At 68.4% G+C, this 17,504-nt stretch carries 13 protein-coding genes; 5 read left to right on the forward strand and 8 right to left on the reverse strand.

Annotated features, from left to right (window positions below; all coding sequences use genetic code 11):
- The first annotated feature begins 49 nt into the window (after window positions 1-49).
- Window positions 50-589 (forward strand): polyhydroxyalkanoate synthesis repressor PhaR, encoded by a 540-nt coding sequence (gene phaR, locus EZ304_RS04635; protein ID WP_099551885.1) that lies wholly within the window; start codon window positions 50-52, stop codon window positions 587-589.
- Window positions 590-663: 74 nt separating this feature from the next.
- Here phaR and EZ304_RS04640 read toward each other — a convergent pair whose 3' ends face one another.
- From EZ304_RS04640 to EZ304_RS04665, 6 genes are all read right to left on the reverse strand, one after another.
- Window positions 664-1,614: a TraB/GumN family protein gene (locus EZ304_RS04640; RefSeq protein ID WP_099551886.1), complete on the reverse strand. Its 951-nt coding sequence runs from the start codon at window positions 1,612-1,614 to the stop codon at window positions 664-666.
- Window position 1,615: 1 nt separating this feature from the next.
- Complete coding sequence (locus tag EZ304_RS04645; RefSeq protein WP_142806415.1) at window positions 1,616-2,545, reverse strand: DUF1684 domain-containing protein; 930 nt, start codon at window positions 2,543-2,545, stop codon at window positions 1,616-1,618.
- A gap of 11 nt (window positions 2,546-2,556) precedes the next feature.
- Complete coding sequence (gene mutL, locus EZ304_RS04650) at window positions 2,557-4,464, reverse strand: DNA mismatch repair endonuclease MutL (RefSeq protein ID WP_142806416.1); 1,908 nt, start codon at window positions 4,462-4,464, stop codon at window positions 2,557-2,559.
- 134 nt (window positions 4,465-4,598) lie between these two features.
- Complete coding sequence (locus EZ304_RS04655) at window positions 4,599-6,161, reverse strand: N-acetylmuramoyl-L-alanine amidase (RefSeq protein ID WP_142806417.1); 1,563 nt, start codon at window positions 6,159-6,161, stop codon at window positions 4,599-4,601.
- Between the two features lie 82 nt (window positions 6,162-6,243).
- Window positions 6,244-6,726 carry a tRNA (adenosine(37)-N6)-threonylcarbamoyltransferase complex ATPase subunit type 1 TsaE gene (gene tsaE, locus EZ304_RS04660; RefSeq protein ID WP_099551890.1) on the reverse strand — a complete coding sequence of 161 codons (483 nt, stop codon included), beginning with the start codon at window positions 6,724-6,726 and terminating at the stop codon, window positions 6,244-6,246.
- Window positions 6,723-8,207 (reverse strand): NAD(P)H-hydrate dehydratase, encoded by a 1,485-nt coding sequence (locus tag EZ304_RS04665; RefSeq protein ID WP_142806418.1) that lies wholly within the window; start codon window positions 8,205-8,207, stop codon window positions 6,723-6,725. Before EZ304_RS04665 ends, tsaE begins: the two co-directional genes overlap by 4 nt.
- A gap of 23 nt (window positions 8,208-8,230) precedes the next feature.
- On the opposite strand from EZ304_RS04665, the gene queG reads away from it, so the two are divergent.
- Both queG and xseA read left to right on the forward strand, forming a co-directional pair.
- The gene (gene queG / locus EZ304_RS04670; RefSeq protein WP_142806419.1) at window positions 8,231-9,301 is read left to right on the forward strand and encodes a tRNA epoxyqueuosine(34) reductase QueG; all 1,071 of its coding nucleotides are present in this window, start codon (window positions 8,231-8,233) and stop codon (window positions 9,299-9,301) included.
- Window positions 9,302-9,345: 44 nt separating this feature from the next.
- Window positions 9,346-10,677, forward strand: coding sequence for an exodeoxyribonuclease VII large subunit (gene xseA, locus EZ304_RS04675; protein WP_142806420.1), 1,332 nt, complete (start codon window positions 9,346-9,348; stop codon window positions 10,675-10,677).
- 539 nt (window positions 10,678-11,216) lie between these two features.
- On the opposite strand, the gene EZ304_RS04680 is transcribed toward xseA, so the two are convergent.
- Both EZ304_RS04680 and EZ304_RS04685 read right to left on the reverse strand, forming a co-directional pair.
- Window positions 11,217-12,113: a M48 family metallopeptidase gene (locus tag EZ304_RS04680; RefSeq protein ID WP_142806421.1), complete on the reverse strand. Its 897-nt coding sequence runs from the start codon at window positions 12,111-12,113 to the stop codon at window positions 11,217-11,219.
- 88 nt (window positions 12,114-12,201) lie between these two features.
- Window positions 12,202-14,094: a formylglycine-generating enzyme family protein gene (locus EZ304_RS04685; protein WP_142806422.1), complete on the reverse strand. Its 1,893-nt coding sequence runs from the start codon at window positions 14,092-14,094 to the stop codon at window positions 12,202-12,204.
- A gap of 84 nt (window positions 14,095-14,178) precedes the next feature.
- On the opposite strand from EZ304_RS04685, the gene rnd reads away from it, so the two are divergent.
- Complete coding sequence (gene rnd, locus EZ304_RS04690) at window positions 14,179-15,258, forward strand: ribonuclease D (protein WP_142806423.1); 1,080 nt, start codon at window positions 14,179-14,181, stop codon at window positions 15,256-15,258.
- A gap of 150 nt (window positions 15,259-15,408) precedes the next feature.
- The gene (locus tag EZ304_RS04695; RefSeq protein ID WP_260678261.1) at window positions 15,409-17,448 is read left to right on the forward strand and encodes a DUF4034 domain-containing protein; all 2,040 of its coding nucleotides are present in this window, start codon (window positions 15,409-15,411) and stop codon (window positions 17,446-17,448) included.
- Window positions 17,449-17,504: the final 56 nt, after the last annotated feature.

A 17,504-nucleotide genomic window follows, 5' to 3' on the forward strand; every position in this document is an offset into this window, starting at 1 on the left:
TGCTGCACTGCGCCATGCTGCGCATCTACTGTGACGAGTGACCGCTTCAATGGCTGCGACCCGCATCATCAAGAAGTATCCGAACCGCCGCCTCTACGACACCGAGATCTCCAGCTACATCACCATCGAGGACGTGCGCCAACTGATCCTGGACGGTGAAGACTTCGAAGTCCGTGACGCCAAGAGCGGCGACGACCTCACCCGTTCGGTCCTGCTGCAGATCATCGCCGACCAGGAACAGGACGGCGAACCGATGCTGTCCACCCAGCTGCTGAGCCAGCTGATCCGCTTCTACGGCGACTCCCTTCAGGGCTTCATGGGCAACTACCTGGAGCGCAGCATGCAGGTCTTCCTCGACCAGCAGCAGCAGTTCCGCCAGCAGATGGGCAACCTGCTGGGCCAGACCCCGTGGGCGATGATGAACCAGTTGACCGAGCGCAACCTGGAGCTGTGGCAGGAATTCCAGCGCAGCATGGGCACCGGTTTCGGTGGTCCGCGACCGGGTGGCACCGGAACGGGAACCGGCGCAGGTACCGGCAACAAGCCGAACGAGCCGGGCACCGGCACCGGCGGCAAGACCCGCCGCTGAGCTGCGGCATCGGCTGATACGAAAACGGCGCGCCCCTGGCGCGCCGTTTTGTTTGGCATCGTGCCAACGATACGTCAGCGTTTCGCCTTGCACCCCGTGCATACGCGCTCGACCTTGTAGCCCTTCGCCTTCAGCTTCTCGACCACGCCGTCGTTGCCCAGCAGGTGCAGGGTACCGACCACCACCAGCGTGCCGCCCTGCCCGGCCTGCAGGTACGGCAGCAGCTTCGGCACCCAGGCATCGTTGCGCCCGGTGTTGATGCGCTGGTAAAGCTGCGGGTACTGCTGGCGCATTTCCGCGGCCATCTTCGTCCACAACACGCGCTCATCGCCGCGCCGCCATGCGTCGTGCAGCTGACGTGCCTGCTCATCGCCCTTGCCCGCCTGGTCCAGCGCCTCGGACAGCATCTGTCGCTGCTCCTGCACGGTCATGCCGTCGAGCATGCCGATCTGGGTATCGATGTCTTCCAACCCGGCAGTCTTGCGGCCGGTCTTCTGCGCACGCTCCATGAAATGACGGTCCAGGCCCAGCGCCGGGTCCAGGCCCATCTTCTGCATCTGCCCAACCGAAATGCTCAGGCCGACGAACCAGGGCTTCATGCCCTGCATCTGTGCCAGCGGAAGCTTGTTCTCGGATGCAAACGCCTGCAGCTTCTGCCAGGTGGCCGCGTCAAGATCGCGCTTGAGCTCGCTGCCATCGGTGCGCACCGCGGCCTGCACCATGCGGCTGGCCAGCTGCGGCGACTGCATGTCCTCCGGCGACAGTTCGAACACGACCCGCTGCGAAGCCTCGAAGGCCTGCTCGACATCGGGCGACAGCGGGTAGTCCTGCGGCTTCAACAGATGGAATGATCCAAGCAGGTACACGCGTGAATCCCCCGGGCCGGTCACCTTCCACAGCAGCGGCACCGGCGGCTTGGCCGCCGCCGTGGCGTCGGTGGCCGGTGCATTGCGCGCCGGTGCCAGCGGCGCGATTGCAAACGCTGCCATCAGCAGCGTTGCACGGAACAGTCGCTTCAACGGCATCTCAGCCTTCTCCTTCAGACAGGTGGTAGGCCTTCTCGCCCGCTTCCATGCGCAGGTCCAGCCGGTTTTCCGGCGGCGCCAGCGGGCACGTGGCATAGGCGGTGAATGCACACGGCGGGTTGTAGGCATGGTTGAAATCAATGCGTACCGTGCCGTCGGCAGCGGGCGCGTCGGTATCCAGGTAGCGACCGGCCGGATAACTGCCGCGGCCACTGGTGCGGTCGGCAAAGATCAGGAACAACGGCTGCCCGGCGGCTCCGATCGCCTCCAGCCGCCATGTGCGGCCGTCACGTTCGAATTCGACCGCACCGGCATTGGGCATTTCGGTGGTCAGACCGGTGATGTCGACAATGGGCAGGGTCTTGCCCGCCGGATGCGGGATGAAACGTGCCTGCACCTGCCAGTCCGGGCCACCCGGCCAGTACTCCAGGCCGGCGAAATCACGGCGCGCCGGCGCATCGGCGTGCTTGACCCGCAGTGCATCGCGCGGCCCGCGCCGGATGATGCTGAGCTGCCCCTTGCCGCCGTCGAAGGCCAACAGGGTCGGCTGCGGATCCTTGTCGGTGTCGATGCGGATACGGCCGCGTACCGGCTGGCCGTCATGGCTGACGTCCACACCGGCTTCGGGCGTGAACCACCACTGGCTGCCCTCGCGACGCAGCAGGCCCAGCTTGTCCGGGCCGACCGTCAGGCGGATGCCATTGGTGGGGCCGCTACCGACGAAATGTGATTTGTTCTGCAGCCAATGCAGGCCCACCAGGGCCGTCCAGCCATCGGGCCGGGTCAGGTCCTCGTAGCGGGCCACCCGCCATTGCTGCTGCGCGGCCGCATAGGCCGGATCTTCAGTGACCTTCGGCGCCGGCGGTGTCGCCGGGCTGCACGCGGCCAACAGCAAGGCGGCCAGCAGGCCGCCCATTCCCCGATAACGCATCGATGCTCCCCTCAACGTCCGCGCAGGAACCAGCGGTCGATTTCCGCCAGCGAAAAACGGGCCCAGGTCGGCCGGCCGTGGTTGCACTGGCCAGACCGCTCGGTGATTTCCATGTCGCGCAGCAGCGCGTTCATTTCCGGCACGGTCAGGCGCCGGTTGGCACGCACCGCACCGTGGCAGGCCATGGTCGACAGCAGTTCGTCACGTGCGCTGGCCACGCGGCGGCTCTGGCCATGCTCGCGCAGGTCGGTCAGCACATCGCGCAGCAGCCCCTCCGGTTCGGCATGCGCCAACAGCGCTGGAATACTGCGCACGTGCAGCGATCCGGGACCGGCACGGGTCACCTCGAAGCCGAGCGCCGCCAACGTTCCGGCTTCACTTTCGGCAGTGTCGGCCTCGCGCTCGCCCACTGCCAGCGTGATCGGCACCAGCAGCGGCTGCGACTGCAGGCCGATACCATCGTGCGCGTTCTTCAGGCGCTCGTAGCCGATGCGCTCGTGTGCGGCATGCATGTCGACCACGATCAGGCCTTCTGCGTTCTCGGCCAGGATGTAGATGCCGTGCAGCTGCGCGATCGCATAGCCCAGCGGCGGCACACCGGCATCGGCACTGGTGACCGGCAGGCCATTCTCGGTGGGCATCGGCGGCAGCGCCGCCCCGCGTTCGGCACCGGACGGCGTGGCATACAGTGCGGCGTAGGCCGCCGGCGCGTCAGCCACCTGCAGCCCAAGGGGCTGCTGCGGGCGCCAGCCGGAAAAACCACCACCACCGCCGCCTGGGCCGGCACCGGGCGCAGGCCCACGCACCAGCCCGAAACCCGACGCGCCCGCGCTCGATGCCATTGGTGCAGCGGCGGCGTCCACCGGATGCAACGGACCCGCACCGATCTCCTGCACCGACGTGCCGGCGCGGGTATCAGCCAGCGCGTCCTTCAGTGTGCGGTAGACGAAGTCATGCACCAGCCGCGAATCACGGAAGCGCACTTCATGCTTGGCCGGATGCACGTTGACATCGACGCGGGTCGGATCCAGCTCCAGAAACAGCACATAGGCCGGCTGCCGGCCGTGGTACAGCACATCGCCATAAGCCATCTTCACTGCGTGGGCGACACTGCGATCCCGCACCGAACGGCCGTTGACGTACAGGTACTGTTGATCAGCGCTGGCCCGCGAATAATGCGGCTGCGCGATCCATCCATGCAGGCGCAGGCCGGCACCGCTGTGGTCAACGCGCACGGCCTGGTTGGCAAAGTCCTCGCCCAGCGTTTCGGCCAGCCGCGCATCGGAGTACAGATCGCCTGGCTTGTAGCGGCGCGAGGCCTTGCCGTTGTGCGACACGCGCAGCTCGACATCCGGTCGCGCCAGCGCCAGCGAACGCAGCCATTCTTCGATATGGCCCAGTTCGGTACGCTCGGCGCGCAGGAACTTGCGTCGCGCCGGTACGTTGTAGAACAACTCGCGCACTTCCACCGTGGTGCCCGGTGCATGCGCGCGCGGGGTCACCTCGCCGATCTTGCCGCCTTCAATCTGCAGTGCCGAACCGTGCTCGTCGTGCGCGCGGCGCGAGGACAGGGTGAAGCGGCTGACCGAGGCGATCGAGGGCAGTGCTTCGCCACGGAAACCGAGCGTGGCCACCGATTCGAGGTCGTCGAGGTCGGCGATCTTGCTGGTGGCATGGCGCGATACCGCCAGTGGCAGCTGTTCCGGTGCGATGCCACTGCCGTTGTCGCGGATGCGGATCAGGCGGCCCCCCCCCCCCTCCTCGAGGTCGATATCGACACGGCTGGCACCGGCATCGATCGCGTTCTCGACCAGCTCCTTGACCACCGATGCAGGACGTTCGACCACTTCGCCGGCGGCGATCTGGTTGATCAGGATTTCCGGCAACGGCCGGATCGGACGCGGGCCGGGCGCGCTCATGGGAGAGGATGGGCAGCAGACTTCATGGGTCGATGATAGCGGAGGCGCCGCATGTAGAGTCGACTGTCAGTCGACTGCTCTTCGCCGGGCACCGGAAACCCCGCGCTACGCGCGTAGTCGACCGACAGTCGATTCTACTTGCTGCCGCCGGCCATGGTCCCGGCAGCGTCGATCTCGGCCTGGGCGCGGGCCGCGTACAGCGTGCCCGGCGGTGGCTGGCGGCTGAAGAAGGTATGCACGCCATCGAGCACGGCACCGGCGATCTTGCGCTGGTAGGCCGGGTCGATCAGGCGGCGCTCTTCGTCCGGATTGGAGATGAACGCGGTTTCCACCAGCATCGCCGGCATGTCCGAGGTGCGCAGCACGGCGAAGTTGGCGCGTTCGATGTTCGGCTTGTGATTGTTGCCGATCCGCTTCAGGCCGCCCAGCACGTGGCCGGCGGCATCTTCAGACGCCTTCATGTAACCGCTCTGGGCCAGGTCCAGCAGCACGTTGGCGAGCGTGCCCTCGGTCTGCTGCAGGCGTACGCCACCCACCAGATCGGCCGCGTTCTCCTTGTCCGCCAGCCAACGGGCGCGCTGCGAAGAAGCACCCTTGGTCGACAGGACATAGACCGACGAGCCGGTGGCCGAACGGTTTTCAGCCGCATCGGCGTGGATCGAAATGAAGATGTCGGCCTTGTTCGCACGCGCCTTCTGCGCGCGCATCGGCAGCGGGATGAACACGTCGCTGTCGCGGGTCAGGTACGCCTTCAGGCCCGGCGTGGCGTTGACCTGGCGGGCAAGCTCACGGGCCACCGCCAGGGTGACATCCTTTTCGCGCTTGCCGGTCGGGCCGATCGCGCCCGGATCCTGGCCACCGTGGCCGGGATCGATGGCGACCACCAGATGACGCATGCCGGCCTGCATGCGGATGCGCGAGGCATCACTGGGCATGGCCGGACGCGGCGGTTCCACCGGCGTCGGTGCCGGTGCCGGCACGGTCGCCGGCGGCGTGGTCACCACGGCGGCGGTGCGTTGGCCGGCGAGGATCGCGGCCGGCGAGGAGGAAGGCGAGCTGCTGGCCACGGTTCCGGCAGCCGCAACCTGGGCCGGCGCGGTGGACGGCGCCGGGGTGGGCGTGGCCGGCGCGGCGGCAGTGGCACTGGCCTGCTGGCGAACCTGGGCAGTCAGCAGCGCGGTCGCACGCGCGGCATCGGAACGCGACTGCGCGCTCTCCGCCGGCGTCGGCGCGGGCGTGTTGACTGGTGCCTGCGGCTGCACCGCCGGCGTCGCTGCCGGACGGCTGGCGGCCACGGCAGGGCCATCGCCGGGCCATTCGATCACCAGCTTGGATTCATTGCCCTCGCGCTGCATCTGCGGGCGGAACGGCGCCACCGATTCAGCGAGGTCGAAAACGACACGGAAGGTTCCCGGCACCGGCTGTCCGGTACGCACCGCCGTCACCACGCCCTGCGCGGCCGGCATCTTCAGGTTGCGTATGGCGCTGGAGTCCGGGAAATCGACCACCAGGCGGTTCGGTCCGGCCAGCGACAGGGTCTTGTAACCGCCACTGCCGACCAGCGAGATCTCGGCACGGGTGCCGGTGGCGCCCGTATTCAGCAGGACCTGGCGGACTTCACCGGCCCACGCACTGACGCTCGCCAGACCCAGTCCGACGGCGGCACAGATGGCGATGAGACGGTTCCCCGGGCGCATGGCTCAGGATTCAATCACCGCGCTGAACGGAATGCAACACCTTTTTCCTTAATAATCCGTAACCTGCCGGTGTTTGTTCTCGTCAGCCGACAGAAATGGCCTGCAAGTCACCCCCTTGAGGGAGCCGTTTCAGCCATTCATTCCCTGCGTCGCTGGATCCAGTGAGACGCACGCGACGCCCCTGGCCCTCGATTTCCAGCGCCACCACCAGGTCGGTCGGCGGCAAGGCGCCGGCGCCCCGCTCGGGCCATTCGACGAGCCACAGCACCGCACTGCCCTCGTCCAGGCCGAGGAAATCCAGCTCGCCAGCCTGGCCGATGCGGTACAGGTCCAGGTGCCAGGCCTCGCCGCCACTGGCCAGCGGATAGCGCTCGACCAGGGTATACGTCGGGCTGCGGATGGCACCCTGCACGCCCAGCGCGCGCAGCAGTGCACGGGCCGTGGTGGACTTGCCGGCCCCGAGGTCGCCGCGCAGTTCGATCAGCGCCTGCGGCGGTCGGGTCGCCGCCAGCCACTGCCCGAGCAGTTCGGTTGCGTCGCTGTCGGCAAGGAAGAAGTCAGTCATGAAGAGCGTTCCGGGTTGGCCAGTCGCCGCAGCGGCACCAGCAGATCAGTGGGAAGCAGGCCGCGGGCGCCGTCGGCGGCCGCAGCGTCGCCAGCGAGCGCATGCAGCAGTGCACCAGCAGCGGCGGCGTCGAAGGCGGCCAGCCCCTGCGCGCACAGGCTGGCAATGATGCCGGTGAGCAGGTCGCCCATGCCCCCCACGGCCATGCCGGGATTGCCTGCGGCAATCACTCGTGGCCGTTGCCCGGGCGCCGCAACGATGCTGCCGGCGCCCTTCAGCACCACCACGGCGTGGAAGCGCTCGGCCAGTGCCTGCGCGCTGGCGTAGCGGTCGGCCTGGATGTCGGCGGTGCTGCAGCCGAGCAGGCGTGCGGCCTCGCCCGGATGCGGCGTAAGGATGGCGTCGGGCAGGGCGCGCGGATCCTGCGCCAACAGGTTCAGAGCATCGGCATCGACCACCAGCGGTTTGCCACACGCCAATACCCGTGCAAACAGTGCGCGCGCCCATTCGTCCTGGCCCAGCCCGGGGCCGATCGCTGCCACCCTGGCCTTGTCCAGCAATGCCGGCAGCACATCGCCGTCTTCCAGCGCATGGGTCATCGCCTCCGGCAGGCGCGCCAGCAACGGGCCGACGTGATCGCGGCGGGTGCCCAGGCTCAGCAATCCCGCGCCCGCACGCAAAGCGGCCTCGGCCGCCATGGCGATGGCACCGCCGCTGCCATGGTTGCCGCCGACGCACAGCACGTGCCCGGATTCGCCCTTGTGAGTGTTGGCGCGGCGCGGCGGCAGCAGTGCCGGCAAGCGAGCCTGGGTCCAATGCTCTGCGGCGTATGACGCGCCCTGCCATGCGGCCGCGGGTAGCTGCAGCGGCGCCAGCACCTTCTGACCACAATGATCCAGCGCGTCGCCGGTATACAGCCCGCGATGCGGCACGATGAACTGCAGGGTCAAAGCGGCCTTCACGGCCACGCCCGGTACGGCAGCGCGGTCGGCATCGACGCCACTGGGGACGTCCAGGGCCAATACCGGTGCCGCCTGCGCGTTGAGCGCGACAATCAGCGCCTGCGCCACGCCTTCCGGCGCGCGATCGAAGCCCAGACCGAACAGGGCATCAACCCAGATGTCGGCCTCGGGCAGCGCGCCGTCGAAATCGGTGATGGTGCCGCCGCCGGACGTGAATTCCGATGCTGCACGCTGCGCCAGCACGGTTGACGGCGACTTCCCCGGCATGGCGATCACCAGAACCTCGCGCCCGGCCTGCAGCGCATGACGGGCGAGCACATGGCCATCGCCGCCGTTGTTGCCCGCACCGACCACCACGCCGATCCGCCGCGCCTGCGGCCAATGCTGCAGCAGGCACTGCCAGGCGGCCTGGCCGGCCTGCGCCATCAGGCCCCAACCGCCCTCGGCGGCCAGCGCCGAGGCCTGCGCATCAAGCGCACGCGCGGCAGCGGAATCGAACAGATCGGCAAGGTTGGCCATGCGGGGATTTTATACTGGTGCACATGTCCCCCGTCCCCGCCCCTGTCGATCCGGCCCAGGCCGTACAGCGCATCCGCGAACTGGCCCGTGCGCATGGCTTCCAGCGCTGCGGCATCGCCGGCATCGAGCTGGGCGAGGATGAGGCACATCTGGCCGACTGGCTGGGCCAGGGCCTGTACGGCACGATGGACTGGATGGCGCGCCACGGCACCCTGCGCGCGCGCCCGGCCGAGCTGCTGCCCGGCACCGTACGGGTGATCTCGGTGGGCATGGACTACAGCCACAAGGACGACACCGAAGCCTGGGCAACCCTGGCCGACCCGGGCCGCGCCTACGTGGCCCGTTACGCCTTGGGCCGCGACTACCACAAGCTGATGCGCAACCGCCTGCAGAAGCTGGCCACGCAGATCAACGATGAAGTGGCACCGCTGGGCTACCGCGTATTCGTCGATTCCGCCCCCGTGCTGGAACGCGCACTGGCGCGCAACGCCGGCCTGGGCTGGATCGGCAAGCACACCTGCCTGATCGACCGCCACGGCGGTTCGTGGTTCTTCATCGGCGAGATCTACATCGATATCCCGCTGCCGATCGATACACCGGCCACTGCGCACTGCGGCACCTGCACGCGCTGCATCGATGTCTGCCCCACCCGTGCGATCACCGGCCCGCATCGACTGGACGCACGGCGCTGCATTTCCTACCTGACCATCGAGCACGATGGCGCCATTCCCGAAGACATGCGGCCATTGATGGGCAACCGCATTTACGGCTGCGACGACTGCCAGCTGGTCTGCCCCTGGAACAAGTTCGCCAAGCGCACCGACGAAGCCGACTTCCGCGCACGCAACAACCTCGACACTGCCCGTCTGGACCAGCTGTTCGCCTGGGACGAAGCCGAGTTCCTGCGCCGCACCGAAGGCAGCCCGATCCGCCGCAGCGGCCATGAGCGCTGGCTGCGCAACATCGCCGTGGCACTGGGCAATGCGCCGACCACGGCCGAAACGCTGGCCGCACTGCACACCCGTGCCGACGATCCGTCCCCCCTGGTGCGCGAACACGTGCAGTGGGCACTGGGCCAGCACGCTCCGCGCTGACGTGCGATCCTGAGCACCCGTTCCACCTGCCGCACGCCGTTCCCATGCAGCCACGCAACGACGACATCCTCACCCCCAGCCAGCTCAACACCCTGGCCCGCGACCTGCTGGAAGGCAGCTTTCCGGCGATCTGGGTCGAGGCCGAGCTGGGCAGCGTGGCACGCCCCGCCTCCGGGCACCTCTACTTCACCCTGAAGGATGCCCGCGCCCAGCTGCGTGCGGCGATGTTCCGGATGAAGGCGCAGTACCTGAAGTTCGTGCCGCGCGAAGGCATGCGCGTGCTGGTGCGCGGCAAGGTGACCCTGTACGACGCCCGTGGCGAGTACCAGATGGTGCTGGACCACATGGAGGAAGCCGGCGAAGGCGCGCTGCGCCGCGCCTTCGAAGAGCTGAAGGCTCGCCTGGAGGCCGAGGGCCTGTTCGACCCGGCACGCAAGCGGCCGTTGCCGGCGCACGTGCAGCGCCTGGCGGTGATCACCTCGCCCACCGGCGCCGCCGTGCGCGACGTGCTGAGCGTGCTCGGCCGCCGCTTCCCGCTGCTGGAAGTGGACCTGCTGCCGACCCTGGTCCAGGGCAGCAGCGCCGCTGCACAGATCACCCGCCTGCTGCAGGCCGCCGATGCCAGTGGCCGCTACGACGTGATCCTGCTGACCCGCGGTGGCGGTTCGCTGGAAGACCTGTGGGCGTTCAACGATGAAGCGCTGGCCCGCGCGATTGCGGCCAGCCACACGCCAGTTGTGTCGGCGGTGGGCCACGAAACCGACTTCAGCCTCAGCGACTTCGCCGCCGACCTGCGCGCGCCGACACCGTCGGTGGCCGCCGAACTGCTGGTCCCGGACCAGCGCGAACTGGCGCTGCGCCTGCGCCGCACGGCCGCACGCATGGTGCAGCTGCAACGGCACTCGATGCAGCAGGCGATGCAGCGCGCCGATCGCGCCCTGCTGCGCCTGAACGCGCAAAGCCCACAGGCGCGACTGGATCTGCTGCGTCGCCGCCAGCTGGAACTGGGCCGGCGCCTGCATGCTGCATTCAACCAGCAGCAGGAGCGTCGTGCCGCGCGCCTGCGTCATGCAGCGGCGGTGTTGCGCGGGCACCATCCACAGCGCCAGCTCGACACGATGCAGCGCCGCCTCGCCGCCCTGCGTGGGCGTCCGCAGGCTGCAATGCAGCGCCTGCTGGAACGCGATGCGCTGCGCCTGCGCGGGCTGGCGCGTTCGCTGGAGGCGGTCAGCCCGCTGGCCACCGTGGCCCGTGGTTACAGCATCCTGACCCGCAGTGACGATGGCACGCTGGTACGGAAGGTCGACCAGGTGCAGGCTGGCGATGCGCTGCAGGCGCGCGTCGGCGACGGCGTGATCGACGTGCAGGTCAAGTAAAGGGGTGTTCGGCAGGGCTGCGCCCTGCACCCGCAGAGGCTTCAAGCAACGGCCGAAGCAACAGCCAAAGCGGCTCTGGATTGCTGATGGTTTGGCGGGGCGGTGTGGCTGTGCAGGACACGCCGTAAACCCATCCCTGGGGGCTCGATGGCGCCATCCATGGCGCCAACGGTCCTGCACAGCCACACCGCCCCACCCTCGACAGTTTCCCGATGACGGTCGGTAGATCCACGCCACGCGTGGATGAATCTCTGTCAGATATCGAATCAATTCGGGGTCAGATCCGTTTCCCGTAGGAAAACGGATCTGACCCCACGCCATTCCGACAGATCGCGAGAATCTGTCGAAGGCGGGGTGGGTCCGGTTGCGGGGGCGTGAGCCGCATGGATGCGGCGACCGAGCTTACATGGACGTACTTGCAGCGGCCCCCGCAACCGGACCCACCCCGCCTACCAACAGGAAACCCGCTTCTGCTTCGGCTGTTGCTGTTGCCTTGGTTCGCAGCGGGTGCAGGGCTGCAAGCCCTGCCGACCAACCTCCTACTTTGCCTGCTCGCAGAACTTCTGCCGGTACTCGAGTGCCTTCGGCATCAGCGCCTGCAGATTCTGGATGCGGGTGCCCGGGTTCGGGTGGGTCGAGGAAAACTCCGGTGGCGACTGGCCGCCGCTGGCCTGGCCCATGCGCTGCCACAGCGGCACCGCCTCGCGCGGATCGAAGCACGCCGCCCCAGCCAGCATCAGGCCCACTTCGTCGGCCTGCGTCTCGTGGCTGCGCGCATAGGGCAGCAGATACCCATAGCCCATCGCCGACATCATCATCTGTTGCTGCTGCGCATCCATGCCACTGGCGGCGCCGGCCACCTGCCCGATCTGGGTCAGCTTCTGCTGGGCCATGCGCTGTGCACCATGGCGCAGCAGCGCATGGGCGATCTCATGGCCCATCACCACCGCCATCGCATCGCGGGTGCGCGCTACCGGCACCAGTCCGGTGTAGACCGCCATCTTGCCGCCCGGCAGGCAGAACGCATTGGCCTGCTCGGACGGGATCACGTTCACTTCCCACTGGAAATCCCGCGCGAAATGCGCCGGCTGCACGCCATGCTCCTGCGCCAACGCGGTCTCCACCACGTCCACCTTGGCGATCAGCCGCTGGGCGATGTCGCGCACATCGCGCGCGATAGGCGCATTGGGGTCCATCGGCCGTTCCTGCGACAGGATCTGCTGGTAGGCCTGCAGCCCCAGCGCGGTTTCCTGGCGCGCGTCCAGGCTGCTGTCGATCATCACCTTCTCGCCGGTGTACGGATCGACCGTGCGGTTGGAGAACCAGTAGAACAGCGCATAGCCGGCGGCCAGCAGCAGCACCCACCAGCGGATGTTGCCGAACAGGCCACGCCGCTGCGGGCCTTGCGACGAGCGGGAGAAGGGATCGTTGCGCATCGGGGGACTTCCTGCTGGCCCCGCCGGCCGGCGGGCACGGCGCAATCTTAGTGCGCCACTGCCCGCAGCGGGTGAAGCCGGGTGCCGCTCAGATGCCGCGCACCAGGCGGAAGCCGATGCGGGCGTTGGTGGTATCCGAATCCTGGGATTGCCGCCAGGCCGCACGGGTCTGCTCGGGGGCATTGGCCCAGTTGCCACCGCGGATCACCCGCGACCGACAGCCCGGGTTGAACCAGGCGACGCCATCGGACGGTGCGCGGCGGTAGCTGGCATGCCAGCAGTCGGCCACCCATTCACTGAGGTTGCCGCCCATATCGTGCAGGCCGAAGGCATTGGCCTGGAAGCTGGCCACCGGCGCCGGCCCCCACCAGCCATCGCCGTACCCGATAAACGCGTTGTGCCAATGCCGGCCCGAAGGCGAAACGTCCTTGCTGCCGGTGAAGTTGCCGCTGCCCGGCGGCGGCACGCCGGCATCGCCCCACGGATAGCGGCCACTGCTGCCAGCGCGCAGCGCGTACTCGAACTCTGCTTCGCTGGGCAGCCGGTAGCTGCGGCCGGTCTGCTCGGACAGCCACGCCGCATAGTTCTCGGCATCACGCACACTGACGTGCATCACCGGCGAGTTGCCCAGCGCGCGGCCGCCGTCGTAGTCCGAGCGCCAGTCCACGCCGCTGCGGCGGATGAAATTGCCGCTGCGTTCGTCGTAGACCACCGAATGGCCACGCCGGGTCGCGCGTGGACGCGCATTAGACGCCTTCACGTAGCGCTCGAAGTCGCTGACGGTGATCTCGGTGATCGCCATGGCAAAGCCGCGATCGAAGCGCACGTAGTGCGACGGACGCTCGGCATCACTCGAGCCCGGTTCGGCATCGCCCGCGCCCATCTGGAAGCCACCGTGGGGCACCACCACCATCTGCGGTCCGCGCCCACCATCGCGCATCGCATCACTGAACACCTGTCCTGGCTGGAAGCTGCCGTAATGGGTGGCCAGGTCGATGCGCTCGCGCAGCTGGCCTACCACTGCATCACCCGGCAGAGCGATGCGAAGTGCCTCGGCCAGTTTCTCGCGCGCCGGCTTCAGCCCTTGTGGCGTGGCAAGGTCACGCAGGCCGTCATCACGCAGTTGCAGCAGCGTGGCGGCGCGGATCTGCTCGATGCGCTCGAATGCGTCGGCAATCGTCGGCGACGAATCGCGCACTTTGCTGGCTTCGGCCAGCCAGGTACCCGCGCTGGCGAAATCGCGCGCCCGCGCGGCATCTTCGGCACGGCGGATCAACCCGCTCTCGGCTGCGGCCAGGCCCTGCCGTGCGCGGCTGTTGTCTTCATCCAGGGCCAGTGCCTCACGGAAATTGCCAATGGCACCGTCGCCATCCTCGCCGATACGGTCCGAGCGCAGGTCCTCCTCGCCGGCGCGGTTGTAGGCCACCACGCGTTGCGCCAGCTCCACCCGCGCCTGCAGCGCACGCACCTTCTCATCCTTCGGCGCCAGCGTCAGCAACACCAGTGCCTGGCGGCTGGCCTCGGCCAGTGCCTCGCGCTGCTTCAGCGGCCGCACCAGCAGGGCATCGGCCAACTGCTGCAATCGCTGACGGGCACGCTGCAGGCCCAGCCGGGCCTGGCGGTCATCCGGGTTTTCTTCCTGCACCGCCAGCCACAACGGAATGGCAGCATCCGCATCTTCATAAAGCCGCCCTTCGGCGAACGCCTGCTCGGCAGCACGCCGCAACTGGACCAGGCTGCGGCCCTGGCGGTCCACCCGTGGCGGCGTCCACTGCTGTACGTCCTCGGCGGCATCTTCACCGGCGATGGTCACGCTGCCCTGCCGGGCCTGCGGACTGGCATCGGTGCCGGTGTCGGCCCCCTCGGCCGCGGGCGCCTCTCCGCTGGCGGCCCTGTCCGCCGGCGCGGACGGCGACGGCGTGCAGCCGGCCAGGGCCACGGCCAGGGCGGTGCACAGCACGGGCGACAACGGAAAACGCAAGCAGAGCCTCCTTCGGCACGGACGCGGACCGACGTTAGGCTATTCTCCCCTGCCTGAGCAAACCCGAGTAGTAGGCCCTGACCCGTGGCAACCTGGATCACCACCCCCGCCGAGCTGGATGCGTACTTCCAGCAGCGACCGACCCGCATCGGCCTGGACACCGAATTCATCCGTGAACGCACGTTCTGGCCGCAGCTGGCGCTGGTGCAGATGGCCGTTGGGCAGGACATCCTGCTGATCGACCCGCTGATTCCCGGCATGACCGAAGCGCTTGCGCCCTGGCTGGCCGATGAATCGATCACCAAGGTAATGCACAGCGCCAGCGAAGACCTGGTTGCCTTCAAGTGGGCCTGCGGCGTATTGCCGCGGCCGCTGTTCGACACCCAGATCGGGGCATCGCTGGCCGGCATCGGCGGCGGCATGGGCTACCAGAAGCTGGTGGCGGAGATCACCGGGGTGGCGCTGGCCAAGGGCGAGACCCGTTCGGACTGGATGCGCCGCCCGCTGTCCGAGTCGCAGCTGCAGTACGCCGCCGACGACGTCGAGCATCTGTTCGCACTGCACGACGCCATCGATGCCAGGCTGCAGGCGCTGGGCCGCCAGCAGTGGCTGCACGACGATGGTGAGCGGCTGCTGGCCAGCGTCACCAATGATGAAGACCGCTGGCCGCACCTGGCGATGCGCTCGGCACAGTTCCTTGATGCCGCTGCACAGCGCCGCCTGCTGCGCCTGCTGCGCTGGCGCGATGTGCAGGCACGCAGCAGCGACCGCCCGCGTAGCTGGATCCTGGACAACGAGCTGGCCGCCACCCTCGCGCGCACGCCTCCGGCCGACGCGGCGGCGCTGGGCAAGCTGTTCGAGCAGTTCCCGAAGGCACCGCGCAAGCTGGCCGGCGCCGTGTGGCAGGCACTGGAGACGCCGCTGGCCGATGAAGCCGACGCGCCGCTGGCACTGCCGGCCAACGACAGCAACAAGCAGGCCCTGAAGAAGCTGCAGGATGCGGTGGCCGAGCGCAGCCGTGAGCTGGGGCTGCCGGATGGCATCCTCGCCTCGCGCAAGCATCTGGAAAGCTATCTGGAACGTCGCCAGTGGCCGGCCGCACTGGCCGGCTGGCGCCAGCAGGAACTGGAGTCGCGGCTGCAGGCACTGTTGCCCGCGCACTGAGATCAACCGGCGCCGGGCCACCCGGCGCCGGTACCGCAAACATGAGCATCTGCCACGCTTGCCGGCGTGCGCGTGGACCTGTCCAATAGCGTCCCCGCTACTGTTGGATTGCATCAGATGACAAACGGACTTGCGAAAGACGGCCTTTCCATGGACGACCTGGCCTGGCGCGCGCAGGCGCGCAGCGCACTGCAGGAACACGACCATGCAGCACTTGAGGCGCTGCTTGCCCCACACGAACAGGCCTGGCTGAACGGCGCCCGGCCGCTGCCCGGCATCCGCTGGCGCCTGCGCAACCTGCAGGACGCGGCGCTGCCCCTGGATGAACGCCTGCAGCAGGCGCAACGGTGGGTTGCCGCCGCTCCGCACAGCTACTACGCACACCTGCGCCTGGGTGCCCGCTGGGAATCGGCCGCTGGGGCCCTGCGCAGCGCCGACGTGGCCGCACTGGTGGAAGACAGCCAGTGGCTGGCCGCACAGCAGGCGCGCGACCACGCCGTGCATGCCTATCTGCAGGCAATTGCGCTGTCGCAGCGCCCGGCGCTGGCGCTGGATGGCATCAAGCGCATCACCAGCTACCTGCGCGAACCAAACTGGCTGCGCGCGCTCCAGGCGGGGCAACCGCCGGAGTCCGATGAAGCCGCCCTGGCCGAGCACTATCCGCAGGCGTGGCCGCAGGCGTTGCAGTTGCTGTCGCGCTTCGGTTCGCCCCTGCAGCACCTGCCGGAATGCCTGCCGCCGCTGTTGCGCGATCGCAGCGAGGACGATTTCGATGCCCCCCTCGCGTACTGGATGCGCCTGGTGCTGGAACAGCGTCCGGACGACCTGGGCACGCTGGAAGACACCCTCTACTACCTGTACCCGCGTTGGGGCGGCAGCCACGAGGCGATGGAGGATTTCATCGAAGGCAGCTGGTGCCGCGGCCTGGAGCTGGCACAGCGCAATGCGTTGCGCTGGTGCAAGGAACAGGACTGGATGGGCGAGCTGCCGCGTCGCGGCGATGCCGAAGCGGTGGCCGTGCACGAACGCGCGTATGAACAGATCCTGGACTGGCACCTGGAGGGCTACGTGCGTGCTGAAGTCCTGACCCAGCGTGCCGCACTCCGCTTCCATCTCGGGCGCATCGAGGAGATCGAAGACCAGGTGCAATGGGACACCGGATGCATGCAGGCCGCGCTTGAGGACCTGCAGCACGCGTGGGCACTGGATCGTGACATGGTCCTGCACGGTGGTTTCAGCAGTCTGGAGGCCTGCACCTGGTTCGCCCATGTTGACGGCGCCGAAGCGCTGTTCGCGCAGGTCGTGGATTACGCCGCGCGCGAAGGCGATTCGGCGCTCGGCCTGCTCTGGGCGGCCACCGCCATCGAGCATGGGATGCTGGGCCAGGCAGCCGATCCGGCACGTGCCCGGCCCCTGCTGCAGCGCGCCCTGGAACTGGCGGCGCAACAGAAGACCTCCACGGTCACCTTTGCGTCCAACCTGTTCTGCGATGTCTCGCAGGACGCGGGACTGTCGTTGTTGCAGCGCATGGCCGACGACGGAGACGCCGGTGCGATGGCCGCGCTGTGCGACCTGTACAAGGGCCGGCTGGGCGGCCGCGACCAGCCGGACTTCGTTGATGCCCAGAAAGCCCTGTACTGGCAGGAGCGTGCCGTCGAAGGCGGCGACCTGATCGCCACCTACAACCTTGGCGTGCGCCTGGTTGCCGCCGGTGGCGCTGACAACGAAGCGCGTGCGCGCGAACTGTACCTGCGCTGCCTGCGCGAAGCCGACGCCGGTGAACGCGTGTGGGGCCCGGCCTGCCGCAACCTGGCCTGCCTGGCCTTCGATGGCCAGAACGACGCGCACAAGCGCGAAGCGGTCGAACGCGCCTTGATTCCGCTGTGGTGGCGCGGTGAGGACGATGACAAGCTGTGGGCGGCCGGCTACCTGGCCGACGTGTACCACTTCGGCAACGGCGTGCCGGCCAACGCCTTCCTTGCCCTGACCTGGCTGCAGCGCGCCAGCGAGATCGACACGGAGTACGTGGATGTGGTGCGCATGGCGCCGCTGATCAACGGCGAAGGCCGCTGGTTCGGCGCCAGCCGCGCGCGCAAGCAGCAGGCGCAGGATCGCCAGCAGGTGGACAGCGCCACCTGGGCCCTGACCTTCGGCCAGCGCAGCCAGGACAGCGACCTTACCGCAGTCTGAAACAACGAAAAGGGCGGCCCGGAACTCCGGGCCGCCCTTTGCATTCCAGCGGTGCG

The sequence above is a fragment of the Stenotrophomonas maltophilia genome, from assembly GCF_006974125.1.
Taxonomy (GTDB): Bacteria; Pseudomonadota; Gammaproteobacteria; order Xanthomonadales; family Xanthomonadaceae; genus Stenotrophomonas; species Stenotrophomonas maltophilia_O.